Source organism: Methylomonas fluvii (genome assembly GCF_014850975.1).
GTDB lineage: Bacteria > Pseudomonadota > Gammaproteobacteria > Methylococcales > Methylomonadaceae > Methylomonas > Methylomonas fluvii.
The window spans coordinates 1,092,727-1,116,899 of sequence record NZ_JACXST010000003.1 but is presented as its reverse complement, the minus strand read 5'-3'; the positions used below and the strand labels follow the sequence as shown (position 1 = coordinate 1,116,899).

Below are 24,173 nucleotides of genomic sequence, written 5' to 3'. Positions count from 1 at the left end.
GTGTATTGCTTGCAGATGATGCTATGTCTAAGCCATTAATTTACAAAGGTCGCGCCAGTATCAGTAATGTCGCTGGCCGCTTTGAACGGCAAAGTACTGTGGCCGAAGACGACGGCTGGGGCAGTTTGGATGCTGAATTGCCGCCCTTGCCGACCGAAGTCATCATCGATAGAAGCAAATCGGTGATTACCTACAACGATTCGCCGGATATACCGTTCGATAGGTCGATAAATCCGTATCGCGGCTGTGAGCATGCCTGTATTTATTGCTTTGCCCGGCCGACCCATGCCTACTTGGGCTATTCCGCCGGTCTGGATTTCGAGAGCAAAATCCTGGTCAAGCCTGACGCTGCGCGATTGTTGCGCGAAGAGTTGGCCAAACGCAGTTATCGCTGCGCGCCGTTGGCTTTGGGTACCAACACTGATCCTTATCAACCGCTGGAACGGCAGCAGCGCATCATGCGGCAAATTTTGGAGGTGTTGGCAGAGACGCGGCATCCGGCTAGCATCGTCACTAAATCGGCCTTGATAGAACGCGACATTGATATTTTGGCGCCAATGGCCGGGCAGGGTTTGGTCTCGATTTATCTTTCAATTACGACGCTGGACAGAACGCTGGCGCGCGCTCTGGAGCCGCGCGCCGCCGCGCCGCAACGCCGTTTACAGGCTGTAGCAAAACTACGGGAAGCTGGCATTCCGGTGGGGGTAATGCTGGCGCCACTGATTCCGGTGCTGACCGATTACGAACTGGAAAGCATCGTCAGCGCGGCTCATCAAGCTGGCGCGCAAAGTGTGCAATACATCCTGCTGCGCCTGCCGTTGGAAACTGCGGATTTATTTGCCGAATGGCTGCAACAAAACTACCCTTTAAAAGCCGAGCACGTAATGAATCGGGTGCGGGATAGCCGGGGCGGCAAAGCCTATGACTCGGCGTTTCATCAACGCCAAACGGGCGGCGGCAGTTACGCCGATTTGATTGCGCAGCGCTTCAAGGTAATCAGCAGAAAGCTGGATTTAACCGGTTCGCTGCCGGCGTTGCGTAGCGATTTGTTTCGTCCACCAAACTTGGGAGGACAGCTGAGTTTCGATTTTTTCGATTGAACGCGACTTAGGCTTCCGTTTCTTCTGTATCCCGGCGCTCCAGCAAGCCTTGCTCGCGGATCATGGCTTTAAAGCCTTTCATCACCGGCCGGGAAATTGCGGTTTCCGCCATCAGGCGTTTTTCGTAAATCAGGTTTTTCAAAGCTTCGTCGTCTTGGTTGGCGCGGGCCGTAGCGATCAAGGGATGCAAATCGGCTTCCAGAATTTGCCCTGGTAAGTGTTTGACGCAGTCGTACAGTAGTGCCATCACCAGTTTTTCGGTTGGCCGCATTTTGCACTTGCCGTCGATGATTTTCAGCATCACAGTCACTGCGCAATCGATGTGGATAGGGCTTAATGGATGGTTAGTCACCCAGTTCTGAACATGCTCGGGCGTCATCCAATCTCCTCGCCGGCAGCGGTGCGTTTTGCATAATCCAGCAAGGATTCCTCGACCGCCGCGTACGCGTATTCAGAAACCGCGCGCACGCCGATAGCGTGGACTTTTGCGGTGGGGCCGTCGCCAATGCGCGCCACGAATACCGCATAACAGTCTTTAATGGTTGCCAAAATGCCGGGCATGGCCGACTCGTCGGCATGCTGGCCCAAGCAGTAATTAGCCACTTCGCGGGTTTCCAATAATTCGCAACCGGCTTCGGAGACGCAATAGATGGAAAACTTCGTGGCATGGCCGAAATGTTCGTTGATGGAAATGTTGTCCTTGGTGGCGACGGCCAGTTTTAACGGAAACTCAGGCATGTGGGTGGGCTCGTTCGGGTGAAAGGGGTTTAGCCAAGATGCAAGCAAGACCAATACCAAATAAACTGAGGCCGAAATAGCGGGGTTTTGGCGAGACTAACGCAAAGCCGCATTGAGGCTTTGTCGAGTTTACGACAAGCGCAGTCGACAAACGGCTTAGTCTTCGTGCTTTTTTAAGGTGCTGCCGGCGGGTTTGAAGGTATGTAAATCCACCGCCGGCTCGGTGCCTTGCGCTGCGCAGCCCCAGGTTAATTGCTGATCCTGGGTAAAGCGCTTGCCCAACTGCCAGGCGATTTCGGCGCGCGCGAGTTCCACGCCCAGATAAAAGGCGTGGCCGCCGTCGGTTTCTACGTGTAGTTTCGGGTATAGATCGAACGGGTCGTGCGCGGTATACAGGCCGTCGCGGTTAAACACATGAATGCCGTCGCTGCTGACCTGGATGCGGTAGCTGGGGTCTTTGATTTCCGCTGCCAAACTTTCAATTTCCGCGCGGCTGTTCAAAAAGGGCGAGCTGTCATGCACGGTCAGCAAATCCGGCGCGATGTGCTTGGGCAGGGTGTTGTGCTGCTTGGCTGTGTACATGATGCGGCGGGCGCTGTCGGCTTCCTTGATGGCGCGGCGCGCGTGCCTACTCACTTCCGTCGCCAAAATATGATTGATGTTCAGCTCCGAACAAATCCCCAACAACATCGCGTTGATGCCGGAGGTATCGGCGTGGGTCAGTTCGGTGAGATTGCCCACGCCCATCATCATTTCCACCTCCGGATAGCGGCGGCGGAATTCGTGATTGCGAACGATGGAATCGGTGAAACCGAAGTGGATCGGATCGAGGATAGGATCGACGATGAACGCGCGGTTTTTACGCTGCAAGATCGCGATAGCCGCGTCCAACGTGTCCAAGTCGCCATGGGTGTCCGGGATTAAAACCGGCGTGGTCGCTACCTCGTCGGCAATCCATAGACTCTTGGCGGTCAAGCTCAGCATGTAATCGGCGCCGGCTTTACCGCCGGCCAACAAATCGGCGTCTTCCAGCGAATCGATACTTACGGTGAAGCCTTCTTGTTTCAAGGTGCGGATGCACTCGGCCAGATGCGGAAACGGCGTGCCGGGCAGGCAGCCGATGTCGATGACGTCGGCGCCGTTGGCTTGATAGTAATAAGCCCGCTCAATCACCTCTTCGACGCTGATGTTGGGTGCGTCGGTGATTTCGGCGAAAATTTTGGTTTGGTATTGGCTGAGGTCGTAATGCTGAGCGGCTAGGCCAAAATGCTGCGGCAAGTCCTTGATTTCCTCCGGACCGCGTTCGAATGGCACACCAAAGTGTTGTGCTAATGCGTCAAGATCGCCGCGGCAACGTCCCGGTAAGATCACCCGGTCTGCGCCTTGGGCGTCGGGCATACGCCTGATAAGCATGTCGCTCGTAATCAACGCCGCCACCGTCACGCCCATCACATAGACTTTGTATTGAAAGTCCGGCTGCATTTTTTCCAACACCTGCCGGACTTGTTTTTCCGCCAAGCGCCCGGTGACGAATAGAATGCGCTCGGTCATAAACTGGCTAGGCGGTTGTTGACGGCGACGATTAGCTGCTCGACATCATCAACCACTTGGGTATAAGGAAAAGTGCGGATTTTATCGGTGGCTTCCAAATCGATGGGGCGCGGATACACCATGAATTTTTTCTTGCCGGGTGCGGTGGTTTCAATCTCCGGCATGGTGTCGCAGGGGTAAACGATGCTGGGTACGCGGCATTTGCCGGCTTGGGAATACAAGTTGGTGACCAATGAATCGGCGATGCCTAGCACGCATTTGGCGATGGTATTAGAGGTGGTGGGGGCCATCACAAAGGTGTGGTAATAGCCCTTGTAGAATAAACCGACCGGAGGCGCCGAAGCGGCTTTGTCCCGATACACCGGCATCTTGGCCCTGACGTCGTCCAGGCGGATACCGTACATTTTCAATACTTCCTCACCGGCCTGACTCAAATACAAATCAACGTTGTCCAGCGTCAGCATAAATTCAAGACATTCTTCAATGTAGTGTCCCGAGCCGGTAATGGCCCAGGCGAGACGCGGGGTGGTCATGGTATCTGTATTAGTTTTGTGGAAGCGGCATTATACGTGAAGACGGCGGCTAATCGACCATTCGCCGGCGATACGGTCCGGCCTGTCGGCTCGTGTATCGGCATACGCCGTATGATTTATGGTATGAATTCATGAATTTGTAAGATAGGGCTTACAATATCGCCCGAATTCGGCTGGTTTGGTTTGCCGATCTATACGCGACTAAATAGCCTATTTCATTGCCACCATGGACAGTTTATATATTTCAGAACAAGCCCCATCAAAACCGCACATTATCGTGTTTGCCGGGGCCAAGAGCGGCGTCGGTAAAACCAGTGTGGTGGCTAATGTAGCGGCGGCAATGGTCTTGCGCGGCAAACGGGTTTGCGTAGTCGATGTCGATACCGGTTTGTCCAATATCAACACTTTGCTCGGGCTGCGGCCGGCATATCGTTTGGAGCAGGTGTTACGCGGTGAAAAAACTATCACTGAGATTTTGCTGAAAACCGGCGACGATGTTGGCGTCGTGTCAGCTGCGCAACTAATGGGCGGTGCGCCTGTCTCCGCCGAGCAGATACATAGGCTGACGGCTGCATTGGCGGATCTGGAAACACAATTCGATTATTTTTTGATCGACACGGCTGCGATGCATACCGAAACGCTGTTGCGTTTTATCGAATTGGCGCAATCTACTTTTTTAGTAGTCAGCGGCGATCCTGCGGCGCTAACCGATGCCTTTGCGCTGCTGAAGTCTTTGAATACTCGCCAATATTTGGGCAGTCTGCGCGTCGTGGTCAATCAGGCTGTGGATTACCCGGCTGCGACTGATACCTATCGGCGGTTTGCCGCCGTGGCGGAAAAATGCTTGAAATTGAAAGTGGAGTACGGCGGTTTTGTAATTCGTGACGAGAATCTGCCCAAAGCGGTGGCTTTGCAAATGTCGGTAGTGGATTTAGCTGTCAATTCCCCGGGAAGTCGCTGTTTGTTGGCGCTGGCGGACAATATTATCAAGCACATCGGTGGCGAAACCGCAGGCACCGGGTTGGTGGAATACTGGCAAACGTTGTTAAGCGCTACGCCGAGCAGGCAAGTTGTCGGCGATGATGCCGATGCTGAGCCGGTAAGTGCGCTAAATCCTGCTGATAAAGTGGAAATGAGCATCAGTGAGTTGAGTCGGAGGTTGTTGTTGGCGATGAAGCAGCAACTGCTCGATCAACCGGCATTGGAACGCTTTATCGGCGAATTTGTAGAATCTTACTGTGAGCAATTCGGCCGTTTTCCGAATGCCTTCAAGCCGCTGTTTTATCGTTGGCTGGAAACTGAAAATTATGCCGAGCCCAGATTGATTGAATTGGTGGCGACCCTGGAGGCTTTGCATGCGATGCGTTATCAACGGCCGATGTTCAGCCTGGAAGAAAACGCGGCACGATTGGTCGCGCAGTTACAAGGGCAGCGAGAACAGCATAAAAACTTAGTAGAACAGTTATGCGCGGCTTATCGGCAGACTTTTCATGAAGAGGTGTTCGATGCCGAGCAGGTGTTGCTGGAACGCATGCAAGCCGAGGATTTTACCGAGCAGCGCTTCGAGGAATTGCTGCAAAAATTCCGGGACGGCTTTCAGACCCGCTTTAAGCGGCCTTACCAAAGTCAGCACGAACTGGCGCTGGCATCGGCGGTCGAGGCTTTAAATGTCATGGGCGTCGATCAGCAAAATTTGCACGATGAAATGACGATGTTGATGCACGGTTTTCAGCTGTTGGGTTCGCGGCGGGAAAAGTTACTGACTACTCTCAACGCCTTGCAAAACGCCGGTTTGCCGCTCGCAGCCTCGGCCGCCCGGGATAATTGAGACAGTGCTTTAGGCGCGGGCGCAAACCCAGACATCGACTTTGCCGACTCCGGCTTGCTTTAGTGTGGCAGCTAGCGCCGAGGCAGTAGCGCCGGTGGTCATGACATCATCAATAATTGCGATATGTTGAAACGTCAGGGGCTTGATAATCTTGAAGGCCAAACGCATGTTCTTTAGGCGCTGCTTGGCCGGTAAGCCGGTTTGATGGCCGGTGTCACGCTGGCGAACACAACTGTCTAAATCCAGTGGAATGCGGAGCTGTCTGGACAAATGCCGGGCAATTTCTATCGACTGATTGAAGCCGCGCTGCCGATAGCGCTTGGGATACAGCGGTACGGGTAACAGGCAATCCGGCAACTCCGCAGTATCGGAGATATGTTCGGCCAGCAAGGCCGCCAGTAGTCGAGCATTTTTATAATCGTTGGCAAACTTCAATTGTCCTACCAAATAACGCATCTGGCTTTGATATAAAAACGGCGCATAGGTCTCGTCGAAGGCCGGCGATTTCTTCAGGCATCGGCCGCAGAGTTGTGGTACATCAATTGTGGTCTCGAAGTGCTCTCCGCAACGATAGCAGCAAGACAGGTTGCGCGGCAGGTCCGTCAAGCAGCCCAGGCACAAATCCAAATCGCCGTGCCCCGGACTGCCGCATAACACACAACGTGGCGGCAGCAATTTCTTCTGTATAATGTTCAGCCAGTTGTTTACCATAATTTTAAATATAGGTTGATAAGTCGGTGCTTGCCACGGATTTGTCCTTAATCTCGGAGATTATCAGAATGTCTGCAAGCCAGAAACCCTTGGAATCAATGGCCACCATCCGTCACGACTGGCAGTTAGCCGAAGTCGAAGCCTTGCTGGCGCTGCCGTTTAACGACCTGATTTATCAGGCGCAAACTGTACATCGGGTGTATTTCGATCCGAATGAGGTACAGGTGAGCAGTCTGTTGAGTATCAAGACCGGTTCCTGCTCAGAGGATTGCGGTTATTGTCCGCAAAGCGCCCGTTACGACTCCGATTTAAATCCGGAAGCCTTGATGCCGGTGGATGCAGTATTAAAAGCCGCGCAACAAGCCAAAGAACAGGGCGCATCGAGGTTTTGTATGGGTGCAGCCTGGCGCAGCCCTAAAGACCGAGACATCGAACGGGTGGTGGAAATGGTGCAGGGCGTCAAGGCGTTGGGCATGGAAACCTGCGTCACGCTGGGCATGCTTAGCGATAAACAAACGCAAGCCCTGAAAGACGGCGGCCTGGATTATTACAATCACAATCTGGATACCTCGGAAGATTACTATTCAGAAATCATCACTACCCGTACTTATCAAGACCGCCTGGATACCTTGGAGCGGGTGCGCGATGCCGGCATCAATGTTTGTTGCGGCGGCATCGTCGGTATGGGCGAATCGGAAACCGACCGCGCCAAGTTACTGTTGCAACTGGCGAATATGCCCAAGCATCCGGAAAGTGTGCCTATCAATATGCTGGTGCAGGTGGAGGGGACGCCATTGCATGGCACCGAAGCGCTGGATCCTATCGTGTTTGTCCGCACGATTGCCGTTGCCAGAATTTTAATGCCGCAATCGCGGGTACGCTTGTCGGCAGGACGCAAGGCGATGAGCGACGAGATGCAGGCTTTGTGTTTCCTGGCCGGCGCCAACTCGATTTTCTACGGCGAGAAACTGCTGACCACCGATAATCCCATGACCAACCACGACCAGCAGTTGTTCGAGCGCTTGGGAGTCAAAATGGGCGGTTCCAGCTACGCCTAATGGCCAACAATTTCTACGATTTTGCCGGCGAATTGCGGCAACTGGAGCAAGATAACCTGTATCGGAGCCGGCGAGTAGTCGATGGTCCGCAAGGCATCATGCTGAATGTCGATGGTCGGCAGCTGATCAATTTTTGCAGTAACGACTATCTGGGGCTGGCCAATCATGCCGAGGTGGCGGCAGCATTTAAAGCGGGCGTGGATCGCTACGGCGTTGGTAGTGGTTCTGCCCATCTGATTTGTGGGCACAGCGCGGCCCATCATGCGTTGGAAGAAGAATTGGCGGCTTTTACCGGGCGGGAGAGAGCCTTGCTGTTTTCCACTGGCTATATGGCCAATTTGGGGGTGATTTCTGCTTTGCTGGGGCGTGGCGATACGGTGCTCGAGGATAGGTTGAATCACGCTTCTCTATTGGATGGCGGCTTGCTGTCACGGGCGCGTTTTCAGCGCTATCGACATGCTGATTGCGAAGATTTGCAGACTAAACTCGCTGCTGCTAACGGGAAGCCTTTGTTGGTCAGTGACGGCGTGTTTAGTATGGATGGCGATTTGCCGCCGCTACCCGCCATGGTTAAGTTGGCCGAACAACATCATGCCGGCTTACTGATCGACGATGCCCATGGTTTTGGCGTACTCGGTAAAAATGGCGGCGGCGTCGTCGAGCATTTCGGTTTGAGTCAGGATGATGTACCCATTCTGATGGGGACTTTGGGCAAGGCATTTGGGACCTTCGGTGCCTTTGTGGCGGGTTCTGAGGATTTGATCGAGATGTTGATTCAAAAAACCCGGAGTTATGTGTTTACTACTGCGCTGCCGGCGGCTGTGGCCGAGGCGACTCGTGCCAGTTTGCGGGTGTTGCAAAGTGAATCCTGGCGCCGCGAACAGCTGCAAAATTTAATCGGGCGTTTCCGAAAAGGTGCGCAGCAACAAGGCCTGCAACTAATGGACTCTTTTACCGCGATTCAACCTGTTTTAGTTGGCGACAGCGGCCAAACCGTGGCGGCCAGTCAGCGTTTGCTGGAGCAAGGATTTTGGGTTAGCGCGATTCGGCCGCCGACCGTGCCGGCCGGTGCTGCGCGTTTGCGGATCACGTTTTCTGCTCATCATACCGAACCGCAAGTTGATGCGTTGTTGGAAGCTTTGGCCAGGGCCTTACCATGACCGGAATTCATCGAGAAATATATGGTCAGGGCCGGCCGCTGGTGATGCTGCATGGGTGGGCGATGCATAGCGGCATTTGGCGAGAATTTGCCAGGCAACTGGCGCGCTATCGCCAGGTGATTTGCCTGGATTTGCCCGGTCACGGCCGCAGTGCCGGTTTGGATGCATATGACCTGCCGGCAATTACGTCCGCTTTATTTGACGCAATTCCGGTCAATCGTTTTAGCGTGTTGGGTTGGTCGCTGGGTGCGACGGTAGCTTTGGATATGGCGGCGCGCTGTCCTGAGCGCGTAAAGTCCTTGTTTTTGTTATCCGGCAATCCTAAATTTGTTAAGACTGCTGATTGGCCGGGAGTGAGGCCGGAAGTGTTGGATGGTTTTGTCACCCAGCTTAGCGATGATACAAAATTGACTTTGCAACGCTTTTTAGGTCTGCAAGTACAAGGCTTGCCCGAGAGCCGGCAGTTGTTACAGCAATTACGCTTGGCCGTGCAGGAGTGCGATGCGCCGGCGCTCGATGCGTTGCAGGGTGGTTTGCAAATTCTGAAAAATAGCGATTTGCGCAAGTCCGTGGTGGGCTTGCGCTGTCCGATCATCGTAATGCAAGGCGATAAAGATACTTTGATTCCAGTGCAAACCGGGCAAGCTGTAAAAACTTTAAATACGCGCGTCAAACTGCATCTCCTGGCAAATGCCGGACATGTGCCGTTCTTGTCGCATGCCCAGCAGCTATGCGACATCGTAGCTGCGGCTGAATGAGTTTTGCCGTGTTGGATAAAGCCAAAATTAGGCGTTCGTTTGCAGCGGCGGCTGGAAGTTATGATTCAGCGGCGATGTTGCAACGCCAGGTGGGATTAGCTCTGTTGCAAAAATTTCCGGTGCAATCCGCACCGGGCTGGGTGCTGGACGTTGGGTGTGGTACCGGTTTTTTGACGCGATGTTTGCCGTTAGATGGTCTGAATCAGTCTTGTTTGGCATTGGATATTGCATTGCCCATGCTGCAAGCGTCGCGACGGAACAACGGTGTTTTACCGGTCGAATATGTTTGTGCCGATGCCGAAAAACTACCTTTTGCGGATAACAGTCTGCAACAAGTTTATTCGAATCTGGCCGTGCAGTGGTGTCAGGATTTGCCGTCGGTGTTTGCCGATGTGCGGCGATTATTGCGTCATGATGGGCAGCTGGTGTTTTCAACTTTCGGTCCGGAAACCTTAAGAGAGCTGAAAGCAGCTTGGACAGGTGTCGACGATTTTGCTCATGTGAACGATTTTTATAGTGCGGTGCAGATTGGCGGTTTCTTACGGGCTGCCGGTCTAGCGCGGGTCGATGTGGAATCTGTGATGTATCGTTTATCTTACCCCTCGGTACTGGCTTTGATGCATGAGCTAAAAGACCTGGGGGCGCATAATGTTAGCGATGCCAGAAATCGGCGGCCCACCACCCGTTCGCAATTGCAGCGCATGATGCGGCACTACGAAAACGGCATGGTAAACGGCGAAATAGTGGCCAGCTATGAAATCATTTTCGTGCGGGCAAGGTTATGAAATCCGCGTTCTTCATTACCGGTACGGATACGAACGTCGGCAAAACCTGGGCGACGATTGCCTTGATGCGCTGCTTGCAAATGCAAGGCTTGAGTGTGGTGGGAATGAAACCGGTGGGCGCCGGCTGTGAATGGCATGACGGAATGCTGAAAAATTCCGATGCGCTACTGATGCAGCAATACGCTTCAGTGCCACTGGAATACTCGCAAATCAATCCCTACGCTTTTGAAGCGGCAATATCCCCGCATTTGGCTTGTGGTGCTGTTGATGTTTCAGTGGATGTTATTTCGGATGGCTATACCCGATTACAACAACGGGCTGATGTGGTGCTGGTCGAAGGGGCGGGTGGTTGGTATTCACCAATGAGTGGGGTTTTGGAGAACGCCGGTCTGGCGCAAGCCTTGCGTTTGCCGGTGATTCTGGTGGTGGGTATCAGGCTGGGTTGTATCAATCACGCGCGCTTGACGATGTCGGCTATACGGCAGAGCGGTTTGTCCTGCGCCGGTTGGGTGGCAGTGCAAATTGATCAGGCGATGCCGGGTTTTGACGGCAATCTGACTTATCTGCGTGAGTGTCTGGATGCACCTCTGTTGGGGGTTTTGCCGTTTTCGGCTGCCGGCGATTTTGACTTGTTGGCGGCTAAATTGAGTTTGCCAAACTGGCAAAAAGTTGATGTAAATCAAAAAAAATGAGGAACAGGTGTTCAAAATGACGACTCCATTACAAAAACAACCAGGAGACGTTATATGGCTTTAATTACTTGGACTGCGGCTCAATATGGCACTAATGTCGGATTTGCCGACCAAGAGCACCAAACCTTGTTCGGTTTGCTGAATAAACTGTACGATGAAGCAACGGGCGGCGCGGCGCGCGCAACCGTTGGCGCTTCGCTGGATGCACTGATTGCCTATGTGGTCGATCACTTTGCTCACGAAGAAAAGGAAATGGTGGCAAAGGGCTTTGCTGGTTATGACAGGCACAAAGCCGAGCATGAAGCGTTGATCGGTATCTGCGCCGATTTGCAGAAAAAATTCCATGCTGGCGAAGCCGAAGTTACCGAAGACGTGGGGCAATTGGTCAAAAGTTGGTTGGATAGCCACATTCCTAAATTCGACATGGCGTATTCTGAAGCATTGAAGTAATGACAGCATAAATCTGTCTCTATTACGCAACAAAAGGCTTGGGAGCAGCGATGCTCCCAAGCCTTTTTTATGTGTATTTTTTACAAACGGGAAAACCTCTTCTGGTTTGTGGGTGAGTCATGGGTTAAAATTGCCCAGTTAATTTATGATAATTATCAGTAAATGGAATTGTTCGCCGGTTAAATGGTCTTGCGACGATATTACGAAGATATAACGCATACAAGTTTATAACTACCAATGGGGAGGCTGCTCCGTGAAGAAAACAAAGCAACTGCTCGCTTGTTTAGTCCTGATGGCTTTAGGCTTGGGGACTGCGCATGCGGACTATACACTCAACCTGATGAAGGGCGTGACGCAACTCAGTAACGAGCTCTACGATTTGCACATGCTGATTCTGTGGATCTGCGTGTTTATTGGGATCGCGGTGTTCGGCACTATGTTTTACTCGATTTATCATCATCGTAAATCAAAGGGCCATAAAGCCGAGCAGTTTCATGAGAATACGACTGTTGAGATCATCTGGACCATCATTCCCACGCTGATTCTGGTGGGTATGGCGATTCCTGCGACCAAAGCCGTGATCGATTTGGACAAGGTGCAGGACTCAGAGATGAGTATCAAAGTCACTGGCAAACAATGGTATTGGGAGTACGAATACCTGGATAGCGGCGTGCATTTCGAAAGCCATTTAGACGAGGCCAGCGAAAAAACCCACAGGGACAGTTCCATGGATCCGCGTAATGTCCCCAACTACTTGCTGAACGTCGATAAGCCGCTGGTGGTGCCGGTTGGTAAGAAAATCCGCTTTCTGTTTACTGCTGGCGACGTGATTCACTCCTGGTGGGTGCCTGATCTGGGTTGGAAAAAAGACGCAAACCCAGGTTTTATAAACGAGGCTTGGACCTCAGTCGATAAACCCGGTACTTACCGTGGTCAATGTACTGAGCTATGCGGTCGAGACCATGGCTTCATGCCAGTGGTGGTGGTGGCGATGGAACAGGATCAATACGATGCCTGGATGAAAGCGACTCTGGAGAAACAGAATCAAGCCCCTGACTTGAGCGACCAAACTCGCAACACGCTGATGGCAAAAGGTGAATCTGTTTATCTGAAAAACTGCGTGGCTTGCCACCAGATCGACGGTAACGGTATCTCCGGTTGGTTCCCGGCTTTACGCGGCAGCGCTAAGGTCACCGGTAATATGGACCAACTGATTGGTTTTATTCAGGCAGGTACGAGCAAAATGCCGGCCTTCAAAAAACTGCCGGATGACGAATTGGCCGAGCTGATCACTTACATCAGAAACGCGCCGGCATTGGGTAACAACGTGGGTGATGAGATTCAGCCTAATAAAATCACACCTAAATGGGACGATGATGAGTAATTCACTGATTTTCGCAATGAACTCATTTTCTAATTTTTGCTGAGGTATAGAGTATGACTGCTGTCGTAGCTGAACATGATGATCATCACGATCACCACGATCACGGCCCTGAGAAGGGCGTTTTACGGTGGATATTTACCACCAACCACAAAGATATAGGCACCTTGTATCTGGTATTCGGCCTGGCAATGTTTTTTGTCGGCGGTGCCATGGCATTGGTTATTCGCTCCGAATTATTCGAGCCTGGTCTGCAATTTGTCGATCCAAACTTCTTTAATTCGATGACCACCATGCATGCCTTGGTGATGGTGTTCGGCGCTGTCATGCCGGCGTTCGTCGGCTTGGCCAACTGGATGATTCCGATGATGATCGGTGCACCGGATATGGCCTTGCCACGGATGAACAACATGAGTTTCTGGATGTTGGTGGCCGGCGTATTGTTGTTGGCCAGCACTTTGTTCATGGAAGGTGGCGCGCCATCGGGCGGTTGGACTTTTTATCCACCCTTGGTTTTCCAAAACGGCAAATCCTTTCCGTTCGCTATTTTCTCTGTGCATTTGTTGGGTATCTCATCCATCATGGGTGCTATCAACGTGATTGCCACCATTTTCAATATGCGCGCGCCTGGCATGACTTTGATGAAAATGCCATTGTTCGTCTGGACTTGGTTGATCACCGCGTTCTTGTTGATCGCTATCATGCCGGTATTCGCCGGTGCGGTAACTATGCTGTTAACCGACAAATTCTTCGACACCAGCTTCTTCGATGCGGCCGGCGGTGGCGATCCAGTGTTGTACCAGCACATTTTCTGGTTCTTCGGTCACCCTGAAGTGTACGTGATGATTCTGCCGACCTTCGGTGTGGCGTCTACCATCATTCCGGTATTTGCCCGTAAGCCGCTGTTTGGATATGCCTCTATGGTGTATGCGACCGGTGCGATTGCCTTCTTGTCTTTCATCGTTTGGGCTCACCACATGTTTACCGTGGGTATGCCCGTCGCCGGTGAGTTGTACTTTATGTACGCCACCATGCTGATTGCGATTCCGACCGGCGTAAAAGTGTTCAACTGGACCGCCACGATGTGGAAGGGTTCCATGACCTTCGAAACGCCAATGCTGTTTTCGATTGCGTTTGTCGTGCTATTTACTATGGGTGGTTTCACCGGTTTGATGATGTCGGTAGCGCCGGTGGATTTTCAATACCACGATACCTATTTCATCGTTGCCCACTTTCACTACACCTTGGTGCCTGCGTCCATTTTCATCCTGATGGCTGCCGGTTATTTCTGGTTGCCTAAATGGACCGGCAATATGTACAACGAGAAAATCGGCAGACTCCATTTTTGGTTGTCAGCGGTATCGGTTAACATCCTGTTCTTCCCGCAACATTTCCTGGGTTTGGCTGGCATGCCGCGTCGTATTCCCGATTATGCCATTCAATTCGCGGATTGGAATATGGTGTCCAGTATTGGTGCGTTCATATACGGTTTTAGCCAACTGTTGTTTGTGTACATCGTCATCGACACCATCCGTGGTGGGACCGGTGAAAAAGTGAGCGACGAGGTTTGGGAAGATGCTAGCAAACACAGTCTGGAATGGACCGTGCCTTCGCCTGCGCCTTATCACACCTTCAGCACACCGCCGGCTAGAATCCCTACCGAGCATTTTTAAGGCTTGAAATGAGTGACTGAAATAAGCCATGTCATTTGACATGGCTTATTGGGTAATGAAATGGATACAAAAAAGAAAAACATTTTGACGGCTTTGGTGTTGTTTGCGGTGGCCTTTACGATATACGTATTTGCGGTTATTAAGGCTATCTCGCAATGAGCGACGATATTGGGCAAAAAAATATCAAGTTGGTCCGTAAGCTGGCGCTTGTTGCAATTGCAATGTTTGGTTTTGGTTATGCTCTGGTGCCGCTTTACGATGTGCTTTGCGATTTAACCGGTTTGAACGGTAAAGTTGAAGGTCAAGCGGTTCAGGAGACGGCGTATCAGATGGATAAAAATAGGGAGGTGACTGTCGAGTTTCTCACGTCCTTAAACGAGTCCACTCCGATGTTGTTTCGCTCAGAAGTGAAAAGCATGAAAGTGCATCCCGGTGAATACTACACCGTTAATTTTTATGCCAAAAATACCACTAACAAGCCGATGATTGCCCAAGCGATACCCAGTATTACGCCGGGCTTGGCAGCAGAGTTTTTTAAAAAAACCCAGTGTTTTTGCTTTACCGAACAAACTTTTGCAGCAAACGAAGAAAAAACCATGCCGGTTCGTTTCGTTGTAGAACCGGCGTTACCCGAACGTTATAAGACCGTCACGCTTGCATACACTTTTTTTGATAACACTAACATCAGTAAAAAATAGAGGGGAAGGATATGTCTACACACGATAGTTATTACATACCGCATAAAGCCGTATGGCCGGTTTTGGCTACCGGCGGTTTGATGATGACGCTGGCGGGGTTTGCTAATCATCTGAACGGTTCGTCGATCGGTTCCGGCATGATGTTGACAGGCTTCGTTATTTTTTTAGTGATGCTGGGTTTGTGGTTTGCCTTGCAGTCCACCGAGAGCGAATCCGGTATGTACAACCATGGCGTTGGCATTTCCTATCGGATGGGCATGATGTGGTTCATTTTTTCCGAAGTCATGTTCTTCGCCGTTTTCTTCGGCGCGCTTTGGTACACGCGTAATCTGTCGGTAGCTTGGTTGGGCGAAACCGGCTTTCCAAGTGGGCCTGGCCGTTCGACGCACGATACTTTGTGGCCGGCTTTCCAATCAGTTTGGCCTACCAACGGTCCCGGTAAAGTAGGCGGTGATTTCGAACCCATGGGCGCGTTTGGTTTACCGTTCCTGAATACCCTGTTGCTGTTGTCTAGTGGCGTAACCTGTACTTGGGCGCATCACGGTTTGTTAGCAAAAAATCGCGATCAGCTGATCAAAGGTTTGATCGCTACCGTGGGTTTGGGCTTTTTGTTCGTGGGATTTCAAGCAACTGAGTATTACGAAGCCTACCATGAAATGGGTTTGACTCTGGGTTCCGGTATCTATGGTTCAACCTTCTTCATGTTGACCGGTTTTCACGGTTTCCACGTTTGCGTCGGTGCAATTATTTTATCCGTAGTGTTGTTCAGAAGCTGGAAAGGTCATTTCACACCGGAAAACCACTTTGCCTTTGAAGCAGCCGCTTGGTACTGGCATTTTGTCGACGTGGTCTGGTTGGGTCTGTTCGTGTTTGTTTACATGATGTAACAACGGTTAACCACAAAGAAAAAAGCGCGTTCTGTGCAGATCGCGCTTTTTTTTTGTCGACTCTTAAGGGTTTGACGTTGTTGGCGGGTTTTGACTGGCATGCATACGGGCACCGATACCGTGAGGCTGAATCAGGCCGCTGGCGTAAGCGATGAACAGCAGAATGAACAAAGCCAGCGAAAGGCCGATACGCACGGTCAAAGCCTTAGCAGTCTTCGCCGAATCGCTGTCTTCCTTGTGTTTGACAATATGAAACAGCGCGGAACCAAGACTAATGACGATGGCCAGAAATGCGACGATAGTAAGCGTTTTGATAAGCATGGCGGCGTTAGTAAATAAAAAAAAACCAGCATTCTCGGCGATTCGGGTACGCTTGCCAATAGCGCATCTTCATACTGGAGCTTTCATATATGATCAAATTGACTACGAGCGGTATCGAATTTCGTTGTTCGCTAGCAGCGCTGAGCGGATACCTGCTGTTATTCAGCTTATTGTGCAGCTTGGGGTTTTGGCAGTTGAATCGAGGCAAACAGAAGACGATTTTGCTGGCGCAACAGCAACAGGCTAGCAACGCTGAAGCCTTGGATATAACTCGGCAAGTCGGAATCGATAGCGAAGTTTTACGTTACCGGCCCGTTTTAGTGAGCGGTCATTATGATGCGCCGCATCAAATTTTGATTGATAACCAAACGCTGAACGGCAAACCCGGCTACCTGGTTTTAACGCCGTTTTTGCCCGATAGCGGTCAGCCTGGCATATTAGTTAACCGGGGCTGGGTGCCTTTAGGCGCTTCCCGTGAAGTTTTGCCGGACATTGGTATCAGCCTAGTGGCGCAGCAAGTACGTGGCAGAATCAACCGTTTTCCTGAGCCAGGTCTGAAATTAAAAGGCGCGGAAATTCCGGGGGAAACTTGGCCGGTTAGAGTGCAAGTAATAGATAGCCAACTCTTGGCGGATAAGTTGGGATATGCGTTGGCCGATTATCAGATCGAACTCGACTCTGCGCAGCCCGATGGCTACCAACGGCAATGGAAGATTGCTGTGGCAATCCCACCTGAAAAACATAGGGCCTATGCAGTACAATGGTTTGGTTTAGCGCTGACCTTAACAGCCCTATTTATTTGGATTAGTAGTCGAAAAATACACCGTGGATAATCAATATAAAAAAAACCGTATCACCATCATAGTGATATTCGCCATGTCCATCGTGCCCTTTGGGTTTGCGTGGTTTTTGGCGAAAAATCCGGACATTGTTAAGCTAGGCACCAACAATGGCGTGCTGATTACGCCACCGCAAATAACCTCTGCCGACGAGTTTTCCGGCTACGATACATTTTCCGCGCAAAACATGCAGGAGTTAAAAGGCCATTGGGTGTTGGTCAACCCTGTGCCGAGGGATTGCGGGGAAACCTGTCGCGATGCCTTGTATAAAACCCATCAGCTGTCATTGATGATGGGTAAGGATATTGCCCGGATTCGCCGCTTGGCGGTGTTGTTTGATAAAACTTATCAGCTGCCGGCGGAATGGCGAGATGACGGTCGCTTATTAAAAGCCTTGCCAGCCACGTCCTTGCAGGAAAAGTTAACACAATTAAACGCGCAGCCGTTGCCGGAAGGCATGCTAATCATCATGGATCCGCTGGGAAATCTGATGATGCAATACGCACCGGGCTACGATCCTTATCAAGTCAAAAGCGACTTAAGCAAGTTACTCAGAATTTCACAAATCGGTTAGAAATATGTTCAGAAAATTAACTCTGTGCTGCGTGTTGTTGGCGCTGCTCGTCATATTGGTCGGCGCCTATGTCCGCCTTACCCACGCCGGCTTGGGTTGCCCGGACTGGCCTGGCTGTTACGGCAAGGCTTTCGTCAGTGACAGCTCGGAATTTAAAGCCGATGCGGCTGCCGGATTTCCGCAGTATGCATTGGATACCGCAAAAGCTTGGAAAGAAATGGCTCATCGCTACTTGGCTGGCGGCTTGGCGTTGTTAGCGTTGGTTTGGTTTGGGCTGGCGTGGAGGGAAAAACCGCGTTCGCCTGCAGTCATGCTGGCTACTTTGGTATTGCTGTTGATAGCCGGGCAAGCCGGTTTGGGCATGTGGGCGGTTACATCCGGCACGCGACCCGGCGTCGTAACAGCGCATCTGTTAATGGGTTTTTTCACGTTTTGGACGCTGAGCTGGAGTTATCTACGACTTAATCCGGCTGCCGAGTTAAGGCCGGTTCGTAGCGGCCCGGTATTATTTACCGGCTTGGCGATGCTGGTTTTACTAGGCCAAATTGTGCTGGGCGGTTGGGTCAGTAGCAACTATGCCGGCTTGGCTTGTAGCGATTTTCCGCGCTGTAACGGCGAATGGTTGCCGGGCGGCGATTATCTGAGCATTTTGGATCTGTTCAGGGACAGCGGGCTATCGGCCGATGCCAAAATGGCGATTCAAGCGCTGCATCGGGTCTTGGCGGCCGTTACTTTTCTGGTGCTCAGCGCTTTGATGTTGTCGGCTACTTCGGAACGTTATCCAAAACCGGTGCGGTCGGCGGGAAATATCCTCAGTCTGCTGTTATTGGTGCAGATCGCACTAGGGGTTTTTAGCGTCAAGTACCAACTCCCATTGGCCTTGGCTGTTGCGCATAATGCGTTTGCGGCCTTGTTGATGTTGCCATTGCTGGGAATCTTGTTTTATAGCCGATATAGCTCAGGAGTTGAGGACGAGAGCTTGGCTATCGAAGCCACTGAGGCTGTTACCGCTGAACAGGTACCGGAACTACTATCGGCCAGCAGCGAAGATTCTTTGTATCTGCGTTTAACCACTCAGCTGAAAAGAACCAGAACCGGCTTAGGCGGCGTGCTGAGCAGCTTGGCATTCGGGCAAAAAGCGGTTACCAAAGAATTATTGGCGGACATAGAAGCCCAGTTGTTAATGGCCGATTTGGGTATCGAAACGACCACGCAACTGATTAAGCAACTGACCGATAGTTTAGAGCGTGATCAGCTCAGCGACGGCCAATTATTGAGCCAAACCTTGAAGCAAAATTTGTTAGCGATGCTGGAACCGTGCAGTTTGCCGCTGCAAATTCCCAAGCAGGATGGGCCTTTCGTGATTCTGGTGGTGGGTGTTAACGGGGCCGGCAAGACAACTTCGATAGGAAAACTGGCCAAACGCCTGCAACAACAAGGCCATAGCGTGATGCTGGCGGCGGGCGATACCTTCAGGGCGGCAGCGGTGGAGCAGTTGCAAACTTGGGGCGAGCGTAACGATATTCAAGTCGTGGCGCAGCATACCGGAGCCGATTCCGCGTCAGTGATTTTCGATGCCTTGCAGTCCGCCAAAGCTAAAGGGATTGATGTGTTGATCGCCGATACCGCCGGCCGTTTGCATACTAAGTCCAACCTGATGGATGAATTGAAAAAAATCAAACGCATCATGACCAAGCTGGACGAGTCCGCGCCGCACGAGGTGTTGCTGATACTGGATGCCGGCACGGGGCAGAATGCCTTGTCGCAGGCTAAACTATTCAACGAAGCGGTGGAACTGACCGGCATCGCCTTAACCAAGCTGGACGGTACGGCCAAGGGCGGGATTATTTTTGCACTAGCCAATCAACTGCATATCCCCATTCGTTTTATTGGTGTGGGTGAGCAGATTGACGACTTACAGGATTTCAATGCGCAAACCTTCGTCGATGCTCTATTTGTTCAAGAATGATGCGTAACAGACTGATCCCATGTTGAGATTCGAACACGTAAGCAAGCGCTATCCCGATGCCGGCGAAGCCCTGACCGATGTCAGTTTTCACTTGCATCGGGGTGAAATGGCATTTTTAACCGGCCGTTCCGGCGCCGGCAAAAGCACCTTGCTAAAGTTGATTGCGATGATGGAGCAATGCACGCGCGGCAGCGTCTTGCTGGATGGTCAGGATATTACGCGCATCGGAGAGCGGAAAATCCCCTATATGCGTCGCAACCTGGGCCTGATTTTTCAGGATTACAAATTGCTGAATGATAGAACCGTGTTTGATAACGTGGCCTTGCCATTGGTCGTCTCGGGTTATAACCATCAGGAAGTGGCGCGGCGGGTGCGGGCATCTTTGGATAAGGTGGGGCTGTTGGGTAAGGAAAAAAAACATCCCTTGGCCTTGTCTGGTGGCGAGCAACAACGCGTTGGTATTGCCCGAGCCATAGTCAATAAACCTAAATTAATCCTGGCCGACGAGCCCACGGGTAATCTGGACCCGGATCTGTCCGCCGAAGTGATGTTCATGTTCGAACAATTCAAACAAGTCGGGGTGACAGTGTTGATAGCGAGCCACGATATTGAGTTAATTAATCATCTCGGCCATCGCGTGTTGACGCTCGATAAAGGCCATTTGGTTGTGAGTTGATGATGAAACGGAATCACCGTAAACAAGCCGGCAGCAGGCTGGCGGAGTTATTTCAGGCGTATTTGCTTAATCATGCCCACGGCCTGTTTTCCAGCCTGGGGCGTTTGACCCGCACGCCGTTTACGTCTGCCATGACTATCTTGGTGTTGGCTATCGCTATTTCCTTGGCTAGCAGCTTTTATATCGTCGTGGCCAACATTCAGCAATTGACCGGCAATCTGGAATCCAGCAATCAGATGTCCTTGTTTTTGCACGACAACATTACCGACGCGGCCGGGCAAAAACTCGCCGAACAAATCCAGCAAAACGGTAGTGTCATGGAAGTTAAATTCATCAGCAAGAAACAGGCGTTGGAGGAGTTCAAAGCCAATAGCGGCTTCAGCGATGCCTTGAATGCGCTGGAACGTAATCCCTTGCCGAGCGTGATTCAAGTAGTGCCGAAAAATGCGCTCGAAAGTAACGAAGACATCGAGAAATTGATGTCTGATTTTAAGCAATTCCCGCAAGTCGATTTCGTGCAGGTTGATATGCAGTGGGTGGCGCGCTTGCAAACCATCATGTTGATAGCCAGCCGCGGTGTGATGTTGGTCAGTCTGCTGCTGGGTTTCGCGGTAACCTTCATTACCGGGAATACCATTCGTCTGGAATTGCAGAATCGCCAGGACGAGGTGTTTATTTCCAAATTGGTCGGCGCTACTCATGCTTTTATTCAGCGGCCATTTTTATACACCGGGTTTTGGTTGGGTTTCATCTCGGGTTTTCTCGGCTGGTTGATCATGACGATCATGCTATTGATCCTGGAAACGCCGGTGGAGAAACTATCGACCTTGTATAACAGTTCATTCGATTTACTGTTTTTGAGTTTCTCGGAGTTTATTTTGCTATTGATGATTTCGTCCGTGTTGGCAGTGCTCGGTTCCTGGGCAGTCTTGCACTATCAGCTGCGGCAACTAAAACCGCAATAAGCCTATGAACTTTTGGGAAACTAAGACCCTGGCGCAAATGAGCACGGAAGAGTGGGAATCGCTGTGCGATAACTGTGGCAAGTGTTGTTTGAATAAGCTGGAGGACGAAGACACAGGCGATATTGCCTTTACCAGCGTAGCCTGTGATTTGATCGATTTGGAGACCTGCCGTTGCACACGTTATAGCGAGCGTTGCACGTTGGTGCCGGAGTGTATCGATTTGAAGCAGCACGATTTCGCCGAGTACAACTGGCTGCCGTCAACCTGCGCGTATCGTTTGTTGACTGACGGTGAACCGTTGCCCAACTGGCATCCCTTGATTACCGGGACTAGCGAATCTGTGAAAGAGGCTGGCGTGTCTATCGGCAGTTATGCGATTAAGGAATCGCAAGTCACCGATCTGGAAGATCATATTATCGAATGGTTGCAGCCCTGATTCAGGCTGACTGGGCCGCCGGTCAACTTCGTTTTCCGGCGGCTTCAGGTGTGGAAAAGCCGGGATTGCCAATCCCTTGAATGGGCTTTTAGCTTATCCTTTGCCGGGTAACATACCTACCGTACCCGGTTTAATCCGTTTGCAACTGACTACGACATCTTCCTGACGGCATTTTGCTTCCTGTGGGTTGCTGCAGGTGTCGCAAACCGTATTGCCAGTGCTTTTTACCTCATCGACATGCCAGCCGTAACCTTGGGATTGGCAGAATTTCTTGCTGAATCTATCGATATTGTAGCTTTTGGCAGCATTTTCCTTCGCTTTGCTCTCTACTTGGCAGTGCTCGGGTGCCAGAGTGTTCGCCATGATGTCTCGATAAATATATTCGGTAGCTTGGACGGGGCTGGTCAACAATAAAGAGGCTAACAGGGTGCCGATAAAAGTTATTTTCATCATATTAATCCTCGCGGTTGCTGATGACGCGGATGTTCATTAACCGATGCTCTTCGGCAAGTTGATCCTTGATCGGAGCAAATTTTTCGTTTTCGCTCATTTTTACCGCCAGGATGGCGCCAACAACAACTGCGGTAGCCAGCACCACATACAACACGAAGTTATCTTTTTCTTGTTTTACTTCTGTCATGGTTTTACCTCTTATAATAATAAATCGGCCAGTGCCGAACCGAATTTGTATTGAAAAACCTGTTCGCCCTATAACGGGCCGGCACTGATTTGACGTCAAACTTAGCGACTTCTTCGATACCTAAAGCATGCTCGCGCCGTCGAGCCAGATCGAATATTTCGCTGAAAGCGTTGAATGCATCAGCCAGGAATTGCGTTACACCTCCATGTAAGTAGCTCCGGATTGAAAGCGTCTGATATAGGCATTTCCGGTCTACTTCATGGTAGCGAATCGAAACAATAAAAGAAATAAGCGAGCTTGTCAAACAAATATCGTATCAATATTATGCGTTTGCCGTGGTTTTCGCAAAGACTGTCCGTAAATAGCGTTTGGATTTTGCGCTATCATCTGCTCCCCCAATCTGATCAGGCGCGATAAAAGCCGACGGCTCTTTATTTGAAAAGTCTGGAAAACGGAGCGTATATCGGCGATAAAATAATCGCGAAGTTGAAATTGGCGATTATCCTGGTAGTCTTCGGCTCTGTTCTTGTCGAATTACTTTACTCACAGAAATAGAAGAATCTCATATGCAAACATTGACTAGAAAAATTAAAAAATATGCGACGGTGATTTTTTTAGGTGCATTGCTTCCGGCGCTCAACCCGGCTTGGGCCGAATCCGATAAGCAACTCCAGGAAAAAACCCTCAAAGCCCGGGAATTGATTCATCAGAAAGACATGGACCATTCCGCGCACACTGATCTCGCGGACAAAACTGAGGGATTTCGCGGCGTGTTTTACGGTTATTTGCCCTGCAAGGAAAAAGATTGTGATGGTTTCAAAATGACCTTGTCTTTGAAACAAAAAAACAATTACTTATTGGTCACTCAATACGCAAAAGCCTCTTCCAGAGAGTTTTACGAGAAAGGCAAGTACGAGTGGGATGATAAAACCCGCATACTGTCGTTAACCTCCAATAAAAACGATCTGAATCGAAAATTTAGCATCAAAGACGAAGGAACGCTGATACAGCTGAATAGTGACGGTACGCCCATGCTCGGCGACCAGGACGACTACACGCTGGCAAGAAGCGATAAATCAAAGTCGCGGGAAGTGCACATTCATTAAGCTCTTCCCGGAAGGGTCTAGCCGGTTTTAGGTGACACCGGCTAGTTTTACAAGATAGGCTGTTGGACGCAAAACGCCTATACAGCCTAGATAGTGTGAAATTTACTCTGATTCGGCTAAATAGTCGTTCTTCAACTTGACGTAATGTTTGGCGGAATATTTCAAAAAGTCTTTTTCCTCGTCGGTAAGTGCCCGCATCTGCTTGGCCGGAGCACCGACGTATAAATAACCGCCTTCCAATTTCTTGCCAGGCGGCACCAAAGCGCCGGCACCCAACATCACATAATCCCCCAACTCGGCATCGTCCATCACAATTGCGCCTATACCTATCAGGCAATAATCGCCAATGGCACAGGCATGTACCACGGCGCGATGGCCGATAGTAACGCCTTTGCCTATAGTCAACGGATGGCCTTGCGGCGAATAGTCGCCGGCGTGGGAGACGTGCAATACCGAGCCGTCCTGAACATTAGTACCGGCGCCGATGGTGATGGTTTCCACATCGCCGCGTATCACCGTGCTTGGCCACACCGAGACATCGTCACCGATTTTCACATCACCGATCACGACCGCTGCTTCGTCGATATACACGTTGTTGCCGACCTTAGGTTGTTTGCCTTTATATCTTCTGATTGCCACCACAA

General features: G+C 51.0%; 28 protein-coding genes. 19 read left to right on the top strand and 9 right to left on the bottom strand.

What is annotated here, in order from left to right; all coding sequences use genetic code 11:
* Positions 1–23: 23 nt before the first annotated feature.
* Complete coding sequence (locus EBB_RS22660) at positions 24–1,100, top strand: PA0069 family radical SAM protein (protein WP_192395933.1); 1,077 nt, start codon at positions 24–26, stop codon at positions 1,098–1,100.
* A gap of 7 nt (positions 1,101–1,107) precedes the next feature.
* On the opposite strand, the gene EBB_RS22655 is transcribed toward EBB_RS22660, so the two are convergent.
* From EBB_RS22655 to EBB_RS22640, 4 genes are all read right to left on the bottom strand, one after another.
* Complete coding sequence (locus tag EBB_RS22655) at positions 1,108–1,479, bottom strand: hypothetical protein (RefSeq protein ID WP_192395932.1); 372 nt, start codon at positions 1,477–1,479, stop codon at positions 1,108–1,110.
* Positions 1,476–1,838 carry a NifB/NifX family molybdenum-iron cluster-binding protein gene (locus tag EBB_RS22650; RefSeq protein WP_192395931.1) on the bottom strand — a complete coding sequence of 121 codons (363 nt, stop codon included), beginning with the start codon at positions 1,836–1,838 and terminating at the stop codon, positions 1,476–1,478. Before EBB_RS22650 ends, EBB_RS22655 begins: the two co-directional genes overlap by 4 nt.
* 156 nt (positions 1,839–1,994) lie before the next feature.
* The gene (locus tag EBB_RS22645; RefSeq protein WP_192395930.1) at positions 1,995–3,389 is read right to left on the bottom strand and encodes a DUF6513 domain-containing protein; all 1,395 of its coding nucleotides are present in this window, start codon (positions 3,387–3,389) and stop codon (positions 1,995–1,997) included.
* Entirely contained in the window at positions 3,386–3,922 is a 537-nt protein-coding gene (locus tag EBB_RS22640) for a flavoprotein (protein WP_192395929.1), read from the bottom strand. The genes EBB_RS22645 and EBB_RS22640 overlap by 4 nt, the downstream gene beginning before the upstream one ends.
* Before the next feature lie 226 nt (positions 3,923–4,148).
* Here EBB_RS22640 and EBB_RS22635 point away from each other — a divergent pair, with 226 nt between their 5' ends.
* The gene (locus tag EBB_RS22635) at positions 4,149–5,750 is read left to right on the top strand and encodes a nucleotide-binding protein (protein ID WP_192395928.1); all 1,602 of its coding nucleotides are present in this window, start codon (positions 4,149–4,151) and stop codon (positions 5,748–5,750) included.
* 9 nt (positions 5,751–5,759) lie between these two features.
* Here the strand turns inward: EBB_RS22635 and EBB_RS22630 are convergent, their stop codons facing one another.
* On the bottom strand, positions 5,760–6,461 hold the full coding sequence (locus EBB_RS22630; RefSeq protein ID WP_192395927.1) for a ComF family protein: 702 nt from the start codon (positions 6,459–6,461) through the stop codon (positions 5,760–5,762).
* Positions 6,462–6,529: 68 nt separating this feature from the next.
* Here EBB_RS22630 and bioB point away from each other — a divergent pair, with 68 nt between their 5' ends.
* From bioB to EBB_RS22580, 10 genes are all read left to right on the top strand, one after another.
* Positions 6,530–7,519 (top strand): biotin synthase BioB, encoded by a 990-nt coding sequence (gene bioB / locus EBB_RS22625; RefSeq protein ID WP_192395926.1) that lies wholly within the window; start codon positions 6,530–6,532, stop codon positions 7,517–7,519.
* Entirely contained in the window at positions 7,519–8,679 is a 1,161-nt protein-coding gene (bioF, locus tag EBB_RS22620) for an 8-amino-7-oxononanoate synthase (RefSeq protein WP_192395925.1), read from the top strand. The genes bioB and bioF overlap by 1 nt, the downstream gene beginning before the upstream one ends.
* The gene (gene bioH, locus EBB_RS22615) at positions 8,676–9,437 is read left to right on the top strand and encodes a pimeloyl-ACP methyl ester esterase BioH (protein ID WP_192395924.1); all 762 of its coding nucleotides are present in this window, start codon (positions 8,676–8,678) and stop codon (positions 9,435–9,437) included. The genes bioF and bioH overlap by 4 nt, the downstream gene beginning before the upstream one ends.
* Positions 9,434–10,222 (top strand): malonyl-ACP O-methyltransferase BioC, encoded by a 789-nt coding sequence (gene bioC / locus EBB_RS22610; RefSeq protein WP_192395923.1) that lies wholly within the window; start codon positions 9,434–9,436, stop codon positions 10,220–10,222. Before bioH ends, bioC begins: the two co-directional genes overlap by 4 nt.
* Positions 10,219–10,914, top strand: coding sequence for a dethiobiotin synthase (gene bioD, locus EBB_RS22605; RefSeq protein WP_192395922.1), 696 nt, complete (start codon positions 10,219–10,221; stop codon positions 10,912–10,914). Before bioC ends, bioD begins: the two co-directional genes overlap by 4 nt.
* Positions 10,915–10,968: 54 nt before the next feature.
* Entirely contained in the window at positions 10,969–11,364 is a 396-nt protein-coding gene (locus EBB_RS22600) for a bacteriohemerythrin (RefSeq protein WP_033156576.1), read from the top strand.
* 253 nt (positions 11,365–11,617) lie between these two features.
* Positions 11,618–12,748 (top strand): cytochrome c oxidase subunit II, encoded by a 1,131-nt coding sequence (coxB, locus tag EBB_RS22595; RefSeq protein ID WP_192395921.1) that lies wholly within the window; start codon positions 11,618–11,620, stop codon positions 12,746–12,748.
* Positions 12,749–12,801: 53 nt separating this feature from the next.
* A complete protein-coding gene (gene ctaD / locus EBB_RS22590; RefSeq protein ID WP_192395920.1) occupies positions 12,802–14,418 on the top strand; it encodes a cytochrome c oxidase subunit I in 1,617 nt (538 codons plus the stop codon).
* Positions 14,419–14,573: 155 nt separating this feature from the next.
* Positions 14,574–15,116 (top strand): cytochrome c oxidase assembly protein, encoded by a 543-nt coding sequence (locus tag EBB_RS22585; protein ID WP_192395919.1) that lies wholly within the window; start codon positions 14,574–14,576, stop codon positions 15,114–15,116.
* Positions 15,117–15,127: 11 nt separating this feature from the next.
* The gene (locus tag EBB_RS22580) at positions 15,128–16,003 is read left to right on the top strand and encodes a cytochrome c oxidase subunit 3 (RefSeq protein ID WP_192395918.1); all 876 of its coding nucleotides are present in this window, start codon (positions 15,128–15,130) and stop codon (positions 16,001–16,003) included.
* Positions 16,004–16,066: 63 nt separating this feature from the next.
* On the opposite strand, the gene EBB_RS22575 is transcribed toward EBB_RS22580, so the two are convergent.
* Positions 16,067–16,324 (bottom strand): twin transmembrane helix small protein, encoded by a 258-nt coding sequence (locus EBB_RS22575; protein WP_192395917.1) that lies wholly within the window; start codon positions 16,322–16,324, stop codon positions 16,067–16,069.
* Between the two features lie 89 nt (positions 16,325–16,413).
* Here EBB_RS22575 and EBB_RS22570 point away from each other — a divergent pair, with 89 nt between their 5' ends.
* From EBB_RS22570 to EBB_RS22545, 6 genes are read left to right on the top strand one after another with little or no spacing between them, the layout of a single operon-like run.
* Positions 16,414–17,157 carry an SURF1 family protein gene (locus EBB_RS22570; protein WP_192395916.1) on the top strand — a complete coding sequence of 248 codons (744 nt, stop codon included), beginning with the start codon at positions 16,414–16,416 and terminating at the stop codon, positions 17,155–17,157.
* Entirely contained in the window at positions 17,150–17,737 is a 588-nt protein-coding gene (locus EBB_RS22565; protein WP_192395915.1) for a redox-active disulfide-containing membrane protein, read from the top strand. Before EBB_RS22570 ends, EBB_RS22565 begins: the two co-directional genes overlap by 8 nt.
* 4 nt (positions 17,738–17,741) lie before the next feature.
* On the top strand, positions 17,742–19,706 hold the full coding sequence (gene ftsY / locus EBB_RS22560; RefSeq protein ID WP_192395914.1) for a signal recognition particle-docking protein FtsY: 1,965 nt from the start codon (positions 17,742–17,744) through the stop codon (positions 19,704–19,706).
* Positions 19,707–19,725: 19 nt separating this feature from the next.
* A complete protein-coding gene (gene ftsE / locus EBB_RS22555) occupies positions 19,726–20,382 on the top strand; it encodes a cell division ATP-binding protein FtsE (RefSeq protein ID WP_192395913.1) in 657 nt (218 codons plus the stop codon).
* 2 nt (positions 20,383–20,384) lie between these two features.
* Entirely contained in the window at positions 20,385–21,347 is a 963-nt protein-coding gene (ftsX, locus tag EBB_RS22550) for a permease-like cell division protein FtsX (protein ID WP_192395912.1), read from the top strand.
* A 4-nt stretch (positions 21,348–21,351) separates the two neighbouring features.
* Positions 21,352–21,783: a YcgN family cysteine cluster protein gene (locus tag EBB_RS22545; RefSeq protein ID WP_192395911.1), complete on the top strand. Its 432-nt coding sequence runs from the start codon at positions 21,352–21,354 to the stop codon at positions 21,781–21,783.
* 93 nt (positions 21,784–21,876) lie between these two features.
* Here the strand turns inward: EBB_RS22545 and EBB_RS22540 are convergent, their stop codons facing one another.
* Positions 21,877–22,236, bottom strand: coding sequence for a hypothetical protein (locus EBB_RS22540; protein ID WP_371741626.1), 360 nt, complete (start codon positions 22,234–22,236; stop codon positions 21,877–21,879).
* 1 nt (position 22,237) lies between these two features.
* Positions 22,238–22,423 carry a hypothetical protein gene (locus EBB_RS22535; RefSeq protein WP_192395910.1) on the bottom strand — a complete coding sequence of 62 codons (186 nt, stop codon included), beginning with the start codon at positions 22,421–22,423 and terminating at the stop codon, positions 22,238–22,240.
* A gap of 566 nt (positions 22,424–22,989) precedes the next feature.
* Here EBB_RS22535 and EBB_RS22530 point away from each other — a divergent pair.
* A complete protein-coding gene (locus EBB_RS22530; protein ID WP_192395909.1) occupies positions 22,990–23,529 on the top strand; it encodes a copper resistance protein NlpE in 540 nt (179 codons plus the stop codon).
* A 102-nt stretch (positions 23,530–23,631) separates the two neighbouring features.
* On the opposite strand, the gene EBB_RS22525 is transcribed toward EBB_RS22530, so the two are convergent.
* Positions 23,632–24,168, bottom strand: a complete 537-nt coding sequence (locus EBB_RS22525) for a gamma carbonic anhydrase family protein (protein WP_192395908.1) — start codon at positions 24,166–24,168, stop codon at positions 23,632–23,634.
* Positions 24,169–24,173 lie beyond the last annotated feature (5 nt).

Coding starts and splice junctions, on each gene's coding strand:
- EBB_RS22660 (WP_192395933.1), top strand. CDS start 24: ATGTCTAAGCCATTAATTTACAAAGGTCGCGCCAGTATCAGTAATGTC.
- EBB_RS22655 (WP_192395932.1), bottom strand. CDS start 1,479: ATGACGCCCGAGCATGTTCAGAACTGGGTGACTAACCATCCATTAAGC.
- EBB_RS22650 (WP_192395931.1), bottom strand. CDS start 1,838: ATGCCTGAGTTTCCGTTAAAACTGGCCGTCGCCACCAAGGACAACATT.
- EBB_RS22645 (WP_192395930.1), bottom strand. CDS start 3,389: ATGACCGAGCGCATTCTATTCGTCACCGGGCGCTTGGCGGAAAAACAA.
- EBB_RS22640 (WP_192395929.1), bottom strand. CDS start 3,922: ATGACCACCCCGCGTCTCGCCTGGGCCATTACCGGCTCGGGACACTAC.
- EBB_RS22635 (WP_192395928.1), top strand. CDS start 4,149: ATGGACAGTTTATATATTTCAGAACAAGCCCCATCAAAACCGCACATT.
- EBB_RS22630 (WP_192395927.1), bottom strand. CDS start 6,461: ATGGTAAACAACTGGCTGAACATTATACAGAAGAAATTGCTGCCGCCA.
- bioB (WP_192395926.1), top strand. CDS start 6,530: ATGTCTGCAAGCCAGAAACCCTTGGAATCAATGGCCACCATCCGTCAC.
- bioF (WP_192395925.1), top strand. CDS start 7,519: ATGGCCAACAATTTCTACGATTTTGCCGGCGAATTGCGGCAACTGGAG.
- bioH (WP_192395924.1), top strand. CDS start 8,676: ATGACCGGAATTCATCGAGAAATATATGGTCAGGGCCGGCCGCTGGTG.
- bioC (WP_192395923.1), top strand. CDS start 9,434: ATGAGTTTTGCCGTGTTGGATAAAGCCAAAATTAGGCGTTCGTTTGCA.
- bioD (WP_192395922.1), top strand. CDS start 10,219: ATGAAATCCGCGTTCTTCATTACCGGTACGGATACGAACGTCGGCAAA.
- EBB_RS22600 (WP_033156576.1), top strand. CDS start 10,969: ATGGCTTTAATTACTTGGACTGCGGCTCAATATGGCACTAATGTCGGA.
- ctaD (WP_192395920.1), top strand. CDS start 12,802: ATGACTGCTGTCGTAGCTGAACATGATGATCATCACGATCACCACGAT.
- EBB_RS22585 (WP_192395919.1), top strand. CDS start 14,574: ATGAGCGACGATATTGGGCAAAAAAATATCAAGTTGGTCCGTAAGCTG.
- EBB_RS22580 (WP_192395918.1), top strand. CDS start 15,128: ATGTCTACACACGATAGTTATTACATACCGCATAAAGCCGTATGGCCG.
- EBB_RS22575 (WP_192395917.1), bottom strand. CDS start 16,324: ATGCTTATCAAAACGCTTACTATCGTCGCATTTCTGGCCATCGTCATT.
- EBB_RS22570 (WP_192395916.1), top strand. CDS start 16,414: ATGATCAAATTGACTACGAGCGGTATCGAATTTCGTTGTTCGCTAGCA.
- ftsY (WP_192395914.1), top strand. CDS start 17,742: ATGTTCAGAAAATTAACTCTGTGCTGCGTGTTGTTGGCGCTGCTCGTC.
- ftsE (WP_192395913.1), top strand. CDS start 19,726: ATGTTGAGATTCGAACACGTAAGCAAGCGCTATCCCGATGCCGGCGAA.
- ftsX (WP_192395912.1), top strand. CDS start 20,385: ATGAAACGGAATCACCGTAAACAAGCCGGCAGCAGGCTGGCGGAGTTA.
- EBB_RS22545 (WP_192395911.1), top strand. CDS start 21,352: ATGAACTTTTGGGAAACTAAGACCCTGGCGCAAATGAGCACGGAAGAG.
- EBB_RS22540 (WP_371741626.1), bottom strand. CDS start 22,236: ATGATGAAAATAACTTTTATCGGCACCCTGTTAGCCTCTTTATTGTTG.
- EBB_RS22535 (WP_192395910.1), bottom strand. CDS start 22,423: ATGACAGAAGTAAAACAAGAAAAAGATAACTTCGTGTTGTATGTGGTG.
- EBB_RS22530 (WP_192395909.1), top strand. CDS start 22,990: ATGCAAACATTGACTAGAAAAATTAAAAAATATGCGACGGTGATTTTT.